The organism is Nostoc sp. JL31, assembly GCF_017114965.1.
Taxonomy (GTDB): Bacteria; Cyanobacteriota; Cyanobacteriia; order Cyanobacteriales; family Nostocaceae; genus Nostoc; species Nostoc punctiforme_A.
Genome location: NZ_JABXKO010000119.1, coordinates 67,924 through 82,609, shown reverse-complemented (window position 1 = coordinate 82,609; position 14,686 = coordinate 67,924). Strand labels below are relative to the sequence as shown.

Here is a 14,686-nt window from a genome sequence, read left to right as displayed (position 1 = left end):
TTCGTAATTGCTAATTCGTAGTTCGTAATTAAAGAATTCAATTACGAATTACGAATTACGAATTACACTTCGGCTGGTTGATATTCTTGTTGTCTTTCCACAAACGCCTGTACACGGGTGCGGTAGTTTCTCACAGTCTCATCTACCCATTCGCGATCGTTGCTATTTGCATACAAATGCACCAGTGGTTCGCTAGCATCTGGTAAAACTAACAACCAACTGTCATCGTAGGGTTGACAAATTTTCACTCCATCAATTAATTCTAGATTTTGCGCTGGGTGAGTTTCCACTAAATAACGCATCAAAGCACCCTTGGCTGTCCACGGGCAACGGACTGTATAAGTTTTGTGAATGACACGGGGCAATTCTGACCGCGCAGCAGCAAGTGATCGCTCTTGTATAGTCAACATCTCAATTATCTTCGCAATGCAGAACATGGAATCAAATCCCGGATGCAGTTGCGGGAAAATAAAACCAGTCTCTCCACTACCTCCTAACACCACATTCGGGTTTTTCTGGCAAGCTTCCATTAAAGCTGTCGGGTTGGCTTTAGTGCGAATCACTCTGCCATCATGGCGACGGGCAACTTGTTCAATAGCACTGGAAGCATGAACTGGTACAACTACTGTTCCTCTGGGGTTAGCGGTTAATATCATGTCTACCATCAGTGCTGTTAACATTTCCCCACGAATTGGGTAGCCGGATTCATCAACTAAAATTAGCTGTTCTCCATTAGCAGATACTTGCACGCCAAAGTTAGCTTTTAATGCCTCTACTACATGACCTAACTGAGTCAGCAATCCTTCGCGATCGGTGATTGACATCGCCGTTTTATTGACACTGGCATTCAGTACGACTGCATCAGCGCCAAATTTATCCAACATTTGGGGTAAAACTGCCCCGGATACTGCATAAACATAATCAATCACCACTTTGGCGCGACTGTTGCGGAGTGTATGAACATGCAACAGTTTCTCAAAAGCAGTGCAGTAGCGCTCCATGACTTGGCTAGGATAAGATACATCGCCAATTTCATGAATTAGCGCCCGCCGCATATCCTCCTTAAAGTAAGCCCCTTCGATTTTCTTTTCCAGGGCTTTGGAGATATTAATGCCCTTAGCATCCATGAATTCAATCAGAATGTAGTCAGGACGATCGGGGTGTACCCGCACATGGATACCACCAGCTACCGACATTGTGGGTATAACCGTACGGGCGATGGGGATAGCTGTGGCATCGAGGTTTTGAATATCAATACCTACTGACATTAAACCAGCAATCAGCGATCGCGTCACCATCCGAGAAACATTACGCTGGTCACGGGAAACCGTTACTTTAGAACCAGGTTTCAAAGTAGAACCGTAAGCAGATCCCAATTTCACAGCGAATTCTGGGGTGATGTCGATATTCGCTAAACCTTGGACACCACGTTGCCCAAATAAATTCCGTTGGGCGGTGTTTCCCCAAATCAAGTTAATGTTTAAAACTGCCCCTGACTCAATCTTTTTACTGGGCCAAACACGTACACCAGGGCTAATTTGGGCTTCTTCTCCCACGGTGGAAAGCGAACCCACAACAGCAGCTTCTAATACATGGGCGCGGCGGTCTACACGAGTGCCACGGGAAATTACACAGGCAGAAAGATGTGCTTCATCGCCAATAAATGCCCCATTCCACACTATGGGACGTTTGAGACTAGCATCAGCACCAATAGTCACATTATCCCCAATTACGGTTCCTGCCTCAATCTGTACTCTTGCCCCAATCCGGCAATTGTCACCAATCACTGCTGGGGTTTCAATCACAGCCGTCTGGTCAATATAAGTATTTTGGCCTACCCATAATTCATGGGAAACTTCTTTGTAGGCAAAATCTAATTGTACTTTCCGATCTAAGGCATCATACTGAGCCTCACGATAGGCATCTAAGTGACCGACATCACACCAGTAACCTTGAGCGATGTAACCATACATTGGCTCATCTTTTGCTAGTAGCAAGGGGAATAAGTCTTTGGAAAAGTCACATTCAACGTTTGCTGGCAGATATTCCAAAACTTCTGGTTCGAGAATGTAAGTACCAGTGTTGACGGTATCAGAAAAAATTTCACTACTAGAGGGTTTTTCTAAAAATCGCCGAATCCGGGCTTCCTCATCGGTAATCACTACTCCAAATTCAATCGGGTTGGGAACCCTGGTTAAAATCAAAGTAGCTTTTGACTTATTTTGTTTGTGAAATGCGATCGCTGCTGTGAGGTCAAAATCTGTTATGCTATCACCGCTAATGACTAAAAAAGTTTCATCAAGAAGTTCGGCAATGTTTTTCACACAGCCAGCTGTACCCAAAGGCTGATCTTCTTCGACGGCATAAGTCATCTGGACACCAAAATCGCTGCCATCTTGAAAATAGTCTCGCAAGACATCAGGTAAATAATGCAATGTCGCAATAACTTCTGTAATTTGATGTCGTTTGAGGAGATTGATAATATGTTCGGCAATTGGTCGATTTAGAATCGGCACCATCGGTTTGGGCAGATCGCAAGTTAACGGGCGAAGCCGCGTTCCCGAACCCCCTGCCATGAGTACTGCACGCATAAATCCTCCTTAACTAGTTACAGCTTTCGCTGCTTGAAAACGTGTCAGATATATTTTGTTCTTCTTTCTCTAGTCTCCTATGGATATTCATATTTGAGGAACTTCCACAAGATGCATATAGATTGGGGATTGGGCATGCGGCATTGGGCATTGGGCATTGGGGCAGGGGGAAAAACTTACTGCAACTTCTCCTCTGCTCCTCCGCTTCCCTGCTCCCCTGCTCCCCTGCTCCCCTGCTCTCCATTCCCCAGCTTATTGGCAATGATAAAGTTCATATTCGTAGCCGTCTACGGTTGGCAAAGATTGAGTATCAGATACGCATGTTTTGACGGTTTCTGCTACGGGTGCGTGAAAGTTTACCAGCCACAAGTCAAAAGGTCGTGGTAATTTTTTTAAAGTATTTTCTAGAGCAATGGTGGAAGCATTCGGATCTTGGTTTTGATGAGCGAGGAGAAACTGAGGATTTTGGAGTGAATTTGCAAGTTTAATCTCCCTCGCAACTCCCATCATTTCGCCAGTGTGTACATAAGTTTTGTGGGTGGTGGCAATCAATACTGGTGTTGGGGATGTTTGTTGAATTAGCTGCACAAACAGGTCAGGGCGATAATATTTTTGATAGCCGAGATTGCAGATTACTGTAACTGCACTGAAAAATCCCATTAACCAAATTAACATTACGGCTTTTTTCCCGCTTATTCCCCATTTACCTATGCTTGTTATCCCATTTTTCCCTTGCTTTGTTTCCATCTGGGGAGGATGCCAACAAACTGCAAGACTTGCGCCTAGTAAAACCACGATCGCGGGAAAGTAAACAAAGTTATATCTAGCACCCCTAGTAAGATCAATACCCAAAAAGTACGTAAAGATAAAGAATAAAGCGATCGCACCGGTAACTACTCCCGCAAGCACCTGAATCATTATCCGGCTTTCTGGGTGCTGTAGTTGAATTTTAATCCCACGCAGCAAAATTGGGACTGCCCAAATAAAGAAAGTCAGCATCACTACTCCAGAAGGAATCACAACCAATAGTTGTGAAGATTCAACTGGTAATAGGGAAATCATTGCAATCAATGTTCCTAAAGCTTGAAAAATTGGGCTTAACCAATCTAGTCCAACGCGCGAACCTCGAATCCACTCGGTCAAAGCACCACGATTTTCATTCTCTAACAAGGTTGGTATCCAAATTAAACCCGCCACACAAGTACCTACAGCAACGGCATAGATGCGCCGCCAAGGAGGAGAGAGGAGGAGAGAAAATTTGCTGCTAGTTTGCAATTGATGCCAAGCCAGAAAAATCAAAACTACGGCTTCTGTGCAGAGGGTAAGGGTGAAAAAATAATGAGTAGCAATACCTAAAGCATTAACTTCTATCCAGAAAAGCGCTACCCATATAGGTAAAGGTGTGCGGTTTTGAATATGACGTGTGGCAATTACTAAGCAGGTGAAGGAACCAATTACCCATAAAATTGCCAAAGTGTAATGACGCGCTTCTTGTGCTAAAAATACGCCATAAGGTGATACTGCCATCATGGCAGCAGTCAAGTGTCCCACTAATCGCGAACGAAACGCTACTCTACCTAATACGTAAACACACGGGATAGATGCAGCACCGATTATCGCTGGTAGCAATCGCGCCGCAAACAGCGATACTAATCCTCCATCGCTGGGAAATAATTTCATCCATAGGTAAGCCAGCACAAAATACAGTGGTGGATGACTATCTTGCGTGGCTAAGTTATGAATAACATCACCAATAGTAGCCGCTGGGTTTGGTTGCAGTGGTTGTAATAAGATATCAGGTGCGATCGCTTGATCGAGGGGAACTGATAAAAAAGTATTCCCCAAGCTAAACACCAAGGTGGCAAACTCATCAGTCCAAGGAGGCTTTGCAGTCAAGTTGACCAGGCGCAAGCTGATGCCGACAATCAACCACACTAAGATCAGCAAGGGATTAACCCAGGAAGGACGAAGGCGATGCCAATTATGCCAATGCTTGCGTTGTGAGCCAGAGTTTTTATCTGCCAGAGGCAGGAAATGGGTAGCAGATGCAGATAGCAACGAGATAATTTGTTTGTAAAAATAAAATGCACCTTGGAAAAGAACTCTCATTGCTGGGCCTCACACTCATGGATTTGTAGATTTGACGTTTGAGATTTAAGTTCGTTCTAAAATCTAAAAACAAAAATCTAAAGCTCAAATCCCTCGTTGTGATTATTTCACGTCTGTGACGCGCCAGCTAAGTTTCAAATTAACCCAGAAATTCCAGATGGTAGCAACTGCGATCGCGATCAACTTAGCTAAATACTGATTTATTTCCAAAACATTATAGAGAAAGTTAATTATTAGAGCTTGTAATATAACTCCTGCCAAACAGACTGCACTGAACTTCAAAAATCGCTTGAAACGTTGATGCAAAGCACGTTGACCTTGAGAAATATCACTAAAAGTCCATACATCATTCCATAAAAAATTATTTACGATTGCCACTCCGGCCGAAAGAATCGTACTGCGAGTTAAACCTAAATGAATTACAGTACGCAGCAAGTGAAACACCGTTAAATCCACAAACACACCACTAAAGCCAACAAACCCAAAACGGACAAATCGACCGACGGGGAAATTGACTTTTCTACTCAATCGTCCTACTTTCCCTGTGGAGAGCCGCAATCGCACTAAGTGGTGGATGTAATCTACATATTGTTTCCATGTCACCTTACTCTCGCCCTCTTTGCGTTCGCAAAATACATACCCAACCTCGGCAACTTGGTCTACTTTTCCCCGGCCAATTACTTCTAGGAGAATTTTATATCCGACTGGATTGAGTGTTGCACCTGCGATCGCACTCCGGCGCACCATAAAATAACCACTCATTGGGTCAGAAACTCTGCCCAATACCCCCGGTAAGATCACCAAGCCTAACAACTGAGCGCCACGAGACAAAAAACGCCTAACAACACTCCAGCTACTAACACCGCCTCCTTCTACATGACGGCTAGCTACTGCCAAATCTGCTCCTTGCTCAATATTACCCAGCAGTTGTATTAGTACCTCTGGTGGATGCTGCAAATCTCCATCAATCACCCCCAACACACTCCCCGTAGCTGCTTGCCACCCACGAATCACCGCTGAGGACAATCCCCGTTCTTGTTGGCGTCGCATCACTCGCAACTGGGGATATTCTGTCGTCAAAGATTGCGCTATTTCCCAGGTTCGGTCTGGGCTATCATCATCTACCACTATTAGTTCATAGTTTCCTGCAATAGATTCATCCAGTAATTGGCTCAATATGCTGACTACATTCTTGATGTTGTCACGCTCTTTATAAGTAGGAATTACTAGAGAAAGATGAATATAATTATCATCTGTACCCACGGGGTTGGGGGGCAACTCGGAAATCTTTAGTGGGCCAGTTGAGACTGTTAACAGCGAGTTGGATGAGTTTGTTTTCATATTCCAAATTGCAAAACGAGGGTGTGTAAAGTCCGTGGAAAATAGAGTCAAACATCTGCTGACTTTATTGACTCAACCTAGTTACTCAAAACTTGAGGAATACTTTTGTTACAGTTAGCCGCCCTGAAAGTTTAGTAATTCCCGCACTTCGATTCACAGTATTTTCCTAAATTTCATCTAAATTTTACATCTTACCCCTTGTTTTTATGATATTATACGAAAAATTACGTATTTATTAGCGAAACATCCTGTACTTTTAAGTAAACAAAGTCAATAAATATACAGTTTATTAAGCATATTTTGATGATTTTTTATACTAGGGGAAATATTAATTTAATATTGAGTATCGGAGATTGTGGTGATGTGCTTGTATATTATTGTTGTTACAGCAAGGTAAGAATAAAGTGCAAATGCTAATTGTATAAGCTTGTTATACCTGTAAAAATATACTTTTTGATGCAACAATTATTGAATTAATTAGACACTACAAAACAAAGAAAAATCAAAATAATTTTTTGAGAAATTTTTATAGCTATTTATTAATTGTAAGAAAAGCTAGATATTCCTGTTTGATTAAAAAAAAACGAACTACTCCATCAGGTAAGAGGCAGTTAATGTTTTGTTATTACCTGTTTTTAGGAGTAATTTGATCGACAAAATGAGACTAGATATTTACAGTCCCATTTTGCCAGATTTGTCAACGTTTAGTAATATAAAAAATAAGCTTAACAAAAATTAATATGCTACTAAATAAGTATACTATTTAGTAGGCACTGGATTGAAAATATGTCAAAAGTAACACTATAAAATCCCCCAATAGGGCATTGCAAAAAAGAGAAAAATTTTGTTTGTTATTAAAATGATGGCGTAGTTTTATTGCTTGTTTTGAGTAAATGAACCTCTAAGAATACAGGGTAGATCATGCATATTCCTGATGGATTTGTTTCTATTCCGGTGGCAGGGGCTACTGGTTTAGCGAGTGCGGCAGCGCTGTTTGTTGCCTTCGGGCGATCGCAAGAGGCTTTTGGTATTCGTCGTGCCCCAATATTGGGACTAACCACCGCCTTCATTTTTGCTGCCCAGATGATCAATTTTCCAGTAGCAGGAGGTACTAGTGGTCACTTGTTAGGGGGAACCTTAGCTGCGATCGTTTTGGGCAGTCCTTGGGCAGGAACATTGTGTCTCGCCACAGTTTTAATTATTCAAGCCGTGCTATTTGCTGATGGTGGCATTACAGCCTTGGGAGCAAATATTTTTAACATGGCAGTAGTTGGAGTTTGGGTTGGCTGGGTTTTAACCGAAACCTTGCAACGGCTATTTGGGGGATCAAAAGGGCGCTTACCTTTGGCTGCTGGAATCGCAGCTGGTGTGAGTGTAGTGGTAGCTGCGATCGCTTGTGCCATTGAATTAGCCCTCTCTGGAACTGCACCCGTAGCCATAGTTTTACCAGCCATGACTGGCGTGCATATTTTGATTGGCATTGGTGAAGGAATGATTACCGGGAGTGTGCTGACTTATCTGGCCAGAGCCAGACCAGATTTGTTACCAGGCGAACAACACGAGTTTCGCGGCTGGTCAGTACCCATTGTCACTATTTTCTTGATTGCGGGAGTGCTGTCACTCTTTGCTTCAGCATGGCCCGATGGTTTGGAGAAAGTTGCTGAAAATACTGGCTTCCTCAACTTAGCCGAGAAAGTACGGATAATTGTGCCGACTCCCTTAGCTAACTATGGAATTGAAGGTTTGGGGCCAATTGGCACTAGTATCGCCGGACTGGTGGGAGCTGCGGTTTGCTTTGCTGTTGCCTTTGGAATTGCCAAGGTAGTGAAACCGAAGAATGCTTAAACTTTCCTTACCGCTACGCTTGCAACTGTCTCTAGTAATTGTGGTGGGAGCAGCTTTATTAAAGCATCATGCCTGGTATGGACTAAGTGTATATGGCGCGATCGCACTTTTATGGGCTTGCTTCTTGCGCGTACCAATTCGCCAATTGGGAGGATTACTCGGTACAGAATTGATTTTTTTGTCATTGCTAGCATTGCCCTTGGGATGGGAACGAGCCAGTTTTTTGCTAGTTCGTTCGCTGGTTTGTCTAGTGACGATGAATAGTTTTTTGTTAACCTTACCGCCCCACAGTTTCGGCATTGCCCTGAAAACCTTACCAGTACCAGCACCTTTAAAGGAAAACTTGTTATTAGCTGGGCAATATATGGAAATTTTGCTCTCAGAAGTAACGCGAATGCGGCGCAGCGCCCAGCTACGCGGTCTGAATGGAACTACAGGATGGTTGCGCTATGCCAGTGCTGCGATGATTGGAGCTTTGTATCTCCGTAGTTTAGATAGAGCAGAGCGAGTCTATGCGGCAATGGTAGCTCGTGGTTACAACGGACAATTACCCATAGATTCTACCCTCAGACCAAAAGAACGTTTTGCCCTATTACTAGCTTGGGCGATCGCTGCTAGTGTAACCCTAACTTCTTACAAAATTTAACCCACTCCCCATTACAGACGCGACTAATCGCGTCTCTACTCCCTTACATATTGAGTTTGTAAATTTTGAAATCATTAACTTCTAATCCCCAATTATCAACCCATAATCCCCATACAGCCGTAGTCGAGGTTGAGAACCTGGTGTATGCATATTCTCGCCAAGAGCCAGTATTACAGGAAATATCTTTTACCTTGAAAAAAGGCGATCGCGTCGCATTAATGGGAGCAACTGGTTCTGGAAAAAGCACCTTATTGGAGAACTTAATCGGCTTAAAACAACCACAATCAGGAAAAATTACCATTAATGGTATCCCCTTAGAACTGCAAACTTTACCGCAAGTGCGTCGTCAAATTGGCTTTAGCTTCCAAGACGCCAACGACCAACTATTTATGCCCACCATCTTGGAAGATATTACCTTTGGGCCACGTAACTATGGGATGCCACCAGCAGAGGCTAGCGATCGCGCCCGACAGTTATTAGCTGATTTTGGTCTAGAAGCTTACGCCAATCGTTCCGCCCACGAACTTTCTGGTGGACAAAGACGCCTAGCCGCCCTAGCCTCGATTTTAGCCCTAGAACCAACAATTCTAATTTTGGATGAGCCAACTAACGGTCTCGATCCAGCATGGCGGCGTCATTTGGCGCAAGTATTATTAAAGTTACCCGTACAGGTGATCTTAATTGCCTCCCATGACCTACATTGGTTAAGTAGAGTTACTCAACGCGCTTTGGTGCTGTCTAGTGGTCGTATTCAAATAGACAGCGATATTCAACCACTGTTGCAAGATGGTGCTACTTTAGACCAGTTGGGTTTGCCGATAGATTGGTGATTTGGGCATTGGGCATTGGGCATTGGGCAAGGGAGCAGGGGAGAAATTACAGTAAGTTTTTCCCTTCTGCCCCTCTGCCTCCTGTGCCCAATCCCCTCATTTACCCGTAATATTGGATACTATATTGTGGGTTGAATTGCTGTTGGGGTGTTAATGTCTGTTTTACATAAATATACTGTTCTTGCTCCCGTTAGCCTAAGTATTGCTTTGTTCGTTACTGGTTGCACCGACAATAAAGTTTCCCAGTGCCAGCGACTGATTCGAGTTGTGAATGCTGGAACTTCTCTAATTGATAAAAATAAGGGAACGCAAGTGATAACTAGCATCCAGCTATCTAAAGATTTAGACTTTGTGACTAAATCCATTGGAGAACTGAAGCTAAAAGATCCGAAGCTGAAAGAATTTCAAAGCGGTTTTGTGAAGATTTTTCAAAATCTTAGTCAAGCGATCGCTAAGGCAGGTAAGGCGCTTGGTGCAACCAAGACAGCACAAGCCTCAGAATCTGGGAGAGCAAAAATCCAAAAGGCTAGAGCCGAAATTGATTCAGCACTGACAACAGCTACAACTCTTGGCAAACAGTCAGATACATTAGTGAATCAGATGAATAAGTATTGTAGCGAGCCAGAATAATCTATCTGGGGCATTGGGCATTGGGCAGAGGGGAAAACTTACTGCAACTTCTCCTCTGCTCTTTCATTCTCCCACTGATACAGCGATAGCTCTCAGAACAACAGTAACTTTTATCACTTTTTTTTCAAAATTTTCCCTGATATACACCAACTTTATTTGTCAAAAGAAGTATTGGTGTAAGTCAAATGAAATACCAGGAGTGATATGAGTCTACTGATGGCGAGTGTGCTGACAACAGTGCCAATATCTGCGGTCAATTTACCAGAAAAGTCCGTAATTCTGCCAGACAATTCGGTGCAGCAGTCAAGACAAGATAATTTATCTCAAGTTGTCTCACCTGCCGAAATTACACCACCTGAATTCGTGCAACCAGATATAACCACCTCGTCAGCTATAAAAAACAAGTACGAGAATATACTTAGAAGAAGTAGAGAAAAAATTCAATTCATCAGTTACCCTAATTTACCTCAATTAAAAGATACTCAACCTGTAGCAGAAGTTGTACAGAATCAGGAAAGTACAGAAGAATTTTCCCAATCTCCTCATCCTCCAGACTCAGACAACCAAATGTCTCAAGTCACCTCAGTATCCGAACTTGAAGACGTGCAACCCTCAGACTGGGCTTTTGGTGCTTTGCAGTCTTTAGTAGAACGCTATGGATGCATTGCGGGATATGCTGATGGGACTTATCTGGGAAATCGTGCTATCAGCCGTTATGAATTTGCGGCTGGTTTAAATGCTTGTTTAGAGAAGATTAACGAAGCGATGCCTGCGGCGGGCTACGCCTACGCTAACAATAAAATTAATACTGTTAATAATGAAGATTTAATCTTGCTGCAAAGGTTGCAAGGCGAATTCAAAGCAGAGTTGCAGCAATTACAGCAGCGCGTTGAGGTTGTGGAAAGCCGGACTAGTGAATTACAAGGTAATCAGTTTTCCCCAACTACTAGATTATTTGGTCAAGCAATTTTTAGCGTTCAGGGAACCAATAGCCCCGATGTCGATTTGTTTCCTAGAGATAGAGTACCTGAACGCCAGGGAAAAACCAATCTAACTTTTACAAGTAGCGCCCAACTAACCTTAGCAACTTCATTTACAGGACGAGATTTACTGTTAACAGGACTGTCTGCGGGCAATTTGGGTTCTAATGCATCTTTGTTATCTACCAATATGGGGCGGTTGGGTTTCGAGTCAAATACAGACAACAATCTAGTTATTAGTGACTTATCTTATCGATTTCTCGCTTCAAATAACTTGGGAATCGTGGTAGGTACGGCGGGAGTCAACCCAATCAACACCTTTCGCGGTATTAGCCCTTTAGAAGGTTCTAGCGATGGTGCAATTTCTCTATTTGGTCAGCGTAACCCAATTTTAAGTATTGGTAACGGCAGTGGTGGTATAGCCTTTGACTGGCAAATTAGCGATCGCATCAGTTTGCAAGGCGTTTATAGTGCCGAAATACCCAGTTTTCCTGGTGACACCAAGCAGGGCGGACTCTTTGGCGGTAGATATACTGCTGGCGCTCAGTTAAGTTTGGCACCCACAAATAAGATAGATGTCGGCATACATTATCTCTATTCCCACTCCCCAGATGGCTTACTGGGAGGTGGTATTGGCGATTCTCAACTGATTTCACCTTTTGCAAATCCTACAGCTTTCGATACCCAAGCCATTGGCACTACCGTTGCTTGGCGAATTAACCCTAACTTGCAATTGGGCGGTTGGGGTGGCTTTACTTCCTCCAAGCCATTGAAACTTTCTGGAACTGTAGAAACCACCAACTGGATGGTGTTCGCAGCTTTTCCTAATTTGCTGCGTTTTGGGAATTTAGGGGGCGTTCTTGTCGGACAACCGCCCAAAATGACTTCTAGTACTTTACCCGACGGCTTCAATTTTCCTAACTTTTCTGATGGGGGGACAGCAGGTGGACGTAGTGACACATCAATTCACGTAGAAGTTTTTTACCGCGCCCAACTAAGCGACAATATCGCCTTGACTCCAGGCTTATTCGTTATTTTCAATCTCGATCACAATGCTGCTAACGATGCATTAATCGTTGGGACATTAAGAGCAAGTTTCCGGTTTTAATTTTATACCGACGTAAATGTAATAAAATACGCTATTTTTACACTGACTAATTCAGTATTGGATGCTTTGACGATCCATTAAGAGCAAGGAAAAGTCATGCGTAAACACACGCATATTTTTTTTATATGTGATTAAAGGAGCAAATTTTTCATGAAATTAAATTTATCAGTTCAGTTGGGTTGTCTTCTTGTTAGCAGCAGCAGTTTAGCCGCAGTCTTCATCGGTTTAGGTGGAACAAGTGCTTCTGCTCAAATCACAATTCAAAGTACTGGTACATTATCGGGTACTATCCAACTTCCCAGAAATAATCCCAATTTCAATCAAAGCATTACTCGTGTTGATACAGACGACACGGGGACTTACGCGCAAAACTTAGGTACTAAGAATAATCCTAATTACGTTCCTATATACAAGTCAGACTATGTGCAGGTACAAACACGTGCTGATGGTAGTCTGCATTATTTTGTTGACTTTAAAGGCATGGAAACCAGTATCAGGGCACTTTTGAAGTGAGTGGATATGGAGCCCGATATAGCGATGCCTACGGCGGGCTACGCCTACGCAATGGTGGTGCAACCCCCACAGTCTTTGATTTCAAATCCGATCTTCCAGGTTCGCCAAAGGTGACATCTTTGGAAATGACTAACTCACCCCTAGCAAGAATACAAATCAAAGTACCTGCAACTGCAACTCTTATAACTCCTGCACCCGTAGTTGGTGGTAGCACACCCACTCCTGCACCCGTAGTTGGTGGTGATAGCACACCCACCCCTGCACCTGTAGTTAGTGGTGGTAGCACACCCACCCTTGCAACAATAGTTGACGGCGGTGACACATTCACTGTCACGCCAATAGTTGATGGTGGTAACACATTCACTGTTACACCAATAGTTGATAGTGGCGCTTCCTCAACACCTAAAACGTACACATCTGGGTCTCATTCTCCATCAATTTCTACTACACCTAATATGGAATTGAGTAACGGTAATTCCCTAGAGGTCAATCAAGTAATTGTCAACCCTGCAACCCTTGCTCAAGCTACTTGTTCACAGGATTCTGCCAAAAGTTGTACACTACCCACTTCACCCAAACAAGCGATCGGACCTCGTAGTCGAGTGCTACTGCGTTAACGTGAGTTCGATGAACCTCTCCCTCCCAGCCTTTCTCTCCGAAACGGAAAGGGAGGAGCAAGAAATAATTCCGCTTTTTGCTCCCCTCTCCGCGTCGGAGAGGGGCTGGGGGAGAGGTCAAATAAGACTTGTCGAACTCACGTTGCGTTAGTTAGGGACTTTCCAATAAAAAATATCAACTACTTCTCGTCGGGTGGGCGTCTCGCCCGCCTTTAAGCAAAGGCTGACTTGACAAAAACTTTAGGTGCTTCTGAAAGCATAGCAGGGCAAAATGAAATCAATATAATAGTCAGCATAGGGGCAACATTGCAATTAAAAAAGTCCACAATAAGTTATGCGCGGTGTTTTTGTTGCTCAGACTACCTTTCGGTAGTATTTTTTACCATAATCATTTTCTGGCTATACTAGTACAACACGGCGGAAATAAACCACCAATTCCAAATCAATGAAATGCTTACGCTGTTTTAATTTTTAATTTTTAATTCCGCCTTGCGGTACTAGTGGCTGAAGCCAATTGATTGATAAATTTTGTCCCCTTGTATAAAATATATAAAAAATCTAAATTTTAGACATATATTTAGTGATTAGTGAGCATTTATTTATAAATGAGACTTAAATAAGACAAAAATTTTGTCTAATATTATTGGAGGAAATTAGTTTTCTTGGGGACTACAAAAAATTTATCAGTCAGACTAAACACTACAGAGTGAATCTAGATAAATCAAACATCTTCTGAGTTAGCACCTATGAAAGAAGAATTGATCGCCAGAGTTGTGCAGGTCTTACAAATTAATATGAAGTGGATGACTTGGAATTTATTTCTGGCTTTTATACCTTTAGCTTTGAGTGTGTGGCTATTTCGCTTTAAGCGTGGTGGCACTTGGCTTTGGTGGCTAGGATTTTTAGTTTTCTATGCTTTCTTACCAAATGCACCATATTTGTTGACTGATGTAATTCACCTAATAGATGATATCCGCACGATTCAATCGGTTTGGATGATTACTTTGGTACTCATTCCTGTGTATTTGCTAGTAATTCTCGGTGGATTTGAAGCTTATGTCATATCGTTAATTAATTGGGGTCACTACTTACATCGCATCGGTAAGAGCCAATGGATTTGGCGCGTTGAGACGATTACACATTTTCTCTGTGCTGTTGGTGTCTATTGGGGGCGATTTTTGCGTTTCAACAGTTGGGATTTTATTACTCAACCCGATGCCGTAATAACCAAAGGGGTAGAAGAAATTCTAGGAAAACAGCCCTTGGTGATTATTGCTATCACCTTTGTGGTACTTGCAGGTTTGTACTGGATTATGAAACGAGTAACTTTAGGTCTTAGCCGACCAGACAGTAGAATAGACATAAACTCAGAAAGCGCAAACTCTAACACGCCAAATATTTGATATTAATGGCGATTTTAGCTTTTAAATTTGGGGTTTTAATTAGTAATTCCTTTGATGAATATTGCCTATCAAA

General features: G+C 42.7%; 11 protein-coding genes. 8 read left to right on the top strand and 3 right to left on the bottom strand.

Features of this window, described 5'->3' with window-relative positions; genetic code table 11:
* Positions 1-62 precede the first annotated feature (62 nt).
* The 3 genes from HWQ43_RS31880 to HWQ43_RS31870 form a co-directional block, all read right to left on the bottom strand.
* Positions 63-2,591: a mannose-1-phosphate guanyltransferase gene (locus HWQ43_RS31880; protein ID WP_292741080.1), complete on the bottom strand. Its 2,529-nt coding sequence runs from the start codon at positions 2,589-2,591 to the stop codon at positions 63-65.
* 252 nt (positions 2,592-2,843) lie between these two features.
* Complete coding sequence (locus HWQ43_RS31875; RefSeq protein WP_292741078.1) at positions 2,844-4,700, bottom strand: glycosyltransferase; 1,857 nt, start codon at positions 4,698-4,700, stop codon at positions 2,844-2,846.
* A 102-nt stretch (positions 4,701-4,802) separates the two neighbouring features.
* Positions 4,803-6,041, bottom strand: coding sequence for a glycosyltransferase (locus tag HWQ43_RS31870; RefSeq protein WP_292741076.1), 1,239 nt, complete (start codon positions 6,039-6,041; stop codon positions 4,803-4,805).
* A 921-nt stretch (positions 6,042-6,962) separates the two neighbouring features.
* Between HWQ43_RS31870 and HWQ43_RS31865 the strand changes: the two genes are divergently transcribed.
* The 8 genes from HWQ43_RS31865 (at position 6,963) to HWQ43_RS31830 (ending at position 14,613) form a co-directional block, all read left to right on the top strand.
* Entirely contained in the window at positions 6,963-7,886 is a 924-nt protein-coding gene (locus HWQ43_RS31865) for an energy-coupling factor ABC transporter permease (RefSeq protein WP_292741074.1), read from the top strand.
* A complete protein-coding gene (locus HWQ43_RS31860) occupies positions 7,879-8,532 on the top strand; it encodes an energy-coupling factor transporter transmembrane protein EcfT (RefSeq protein ID WP_292741072.1) in 654 nt (217 codons plus the stop codon). Before HWQ43_RS31865 ends, HWQ43_RS31860 begins: the two co-directional genes overlap by 8 nt.
* Before the next feature lie 65 nt (positions 8,533-8,597).
* Positions 8,598-9,362 (top strand): ABC transporter ATP-binding protein, encoded by a 765-nt coding sequence (locus HWQ43_RS31855; RefSeq protein ID WP_292741070.1) that lies wholly within the window; start codon positions 8,598-8,600, stop codon positions 9,360-9,362.
* Between the two features lie 153 nt (positions 9,363-9,515).
* Positions 9,516-9,992, top strand: a complete 477-nt coding sequence (locus HWQ43_RS31850; protein WP_292741068.1) for a hypothetical protein — start codon at positions 9,516-9,518, stop codon at positions 9,990-9,992.
* A gap of 204 nt (positions 9,993-10,196) precedes the next feature.
* On the top strand, positions 10,197-12,080 hold the full coding sequence (locus HWQ43_RS31845) for an iron uptake porin (RefSeq protein WP_292741066.1): 1,884 nt from the start codon (positions 10,197-10,199) through the stop codon (positions 12,078-12,080).
* A 150-nt stretch (positions 12,081-12,230) separates the two neighbouring features.
* Positions 12,231-12,593, top strand: coding sequence for a hypothetical protein (locus tag HWQ43_RS31840; protein ID WP_292741064.1), 363 nt, complete (start codon positions 12,231-12,233; stop codon positions 12,591-12,593).
* Complete coding sequence (locus HWQ43_RS31835; RefSeq protein WP_292741062.1) at positions 12,590-13,210, top strand: hypothetical protein; 621 nt, start codon at positions 12,590-12,592, stop codon at positions 13,208-13,210. Before HWQ43_RS31840 ends, HWQ43_RS31835 begins: the two co-directional genes overlap by 4 nt.
* Positions 13,211-13,956: 746 nt before the next feature.
* Positions 13,957-14,613, top strand: coding sequence for a DUF1361 domain-containing protein (locus HWQ43_RS31830; protein ID WP_292741060.1), 657 nt, complete (start codon positions 13,957-13,959; stop codon positions 14,611-14,613).
* Positions 14,614-14,686: the final 73 nt, after the last annotated feature.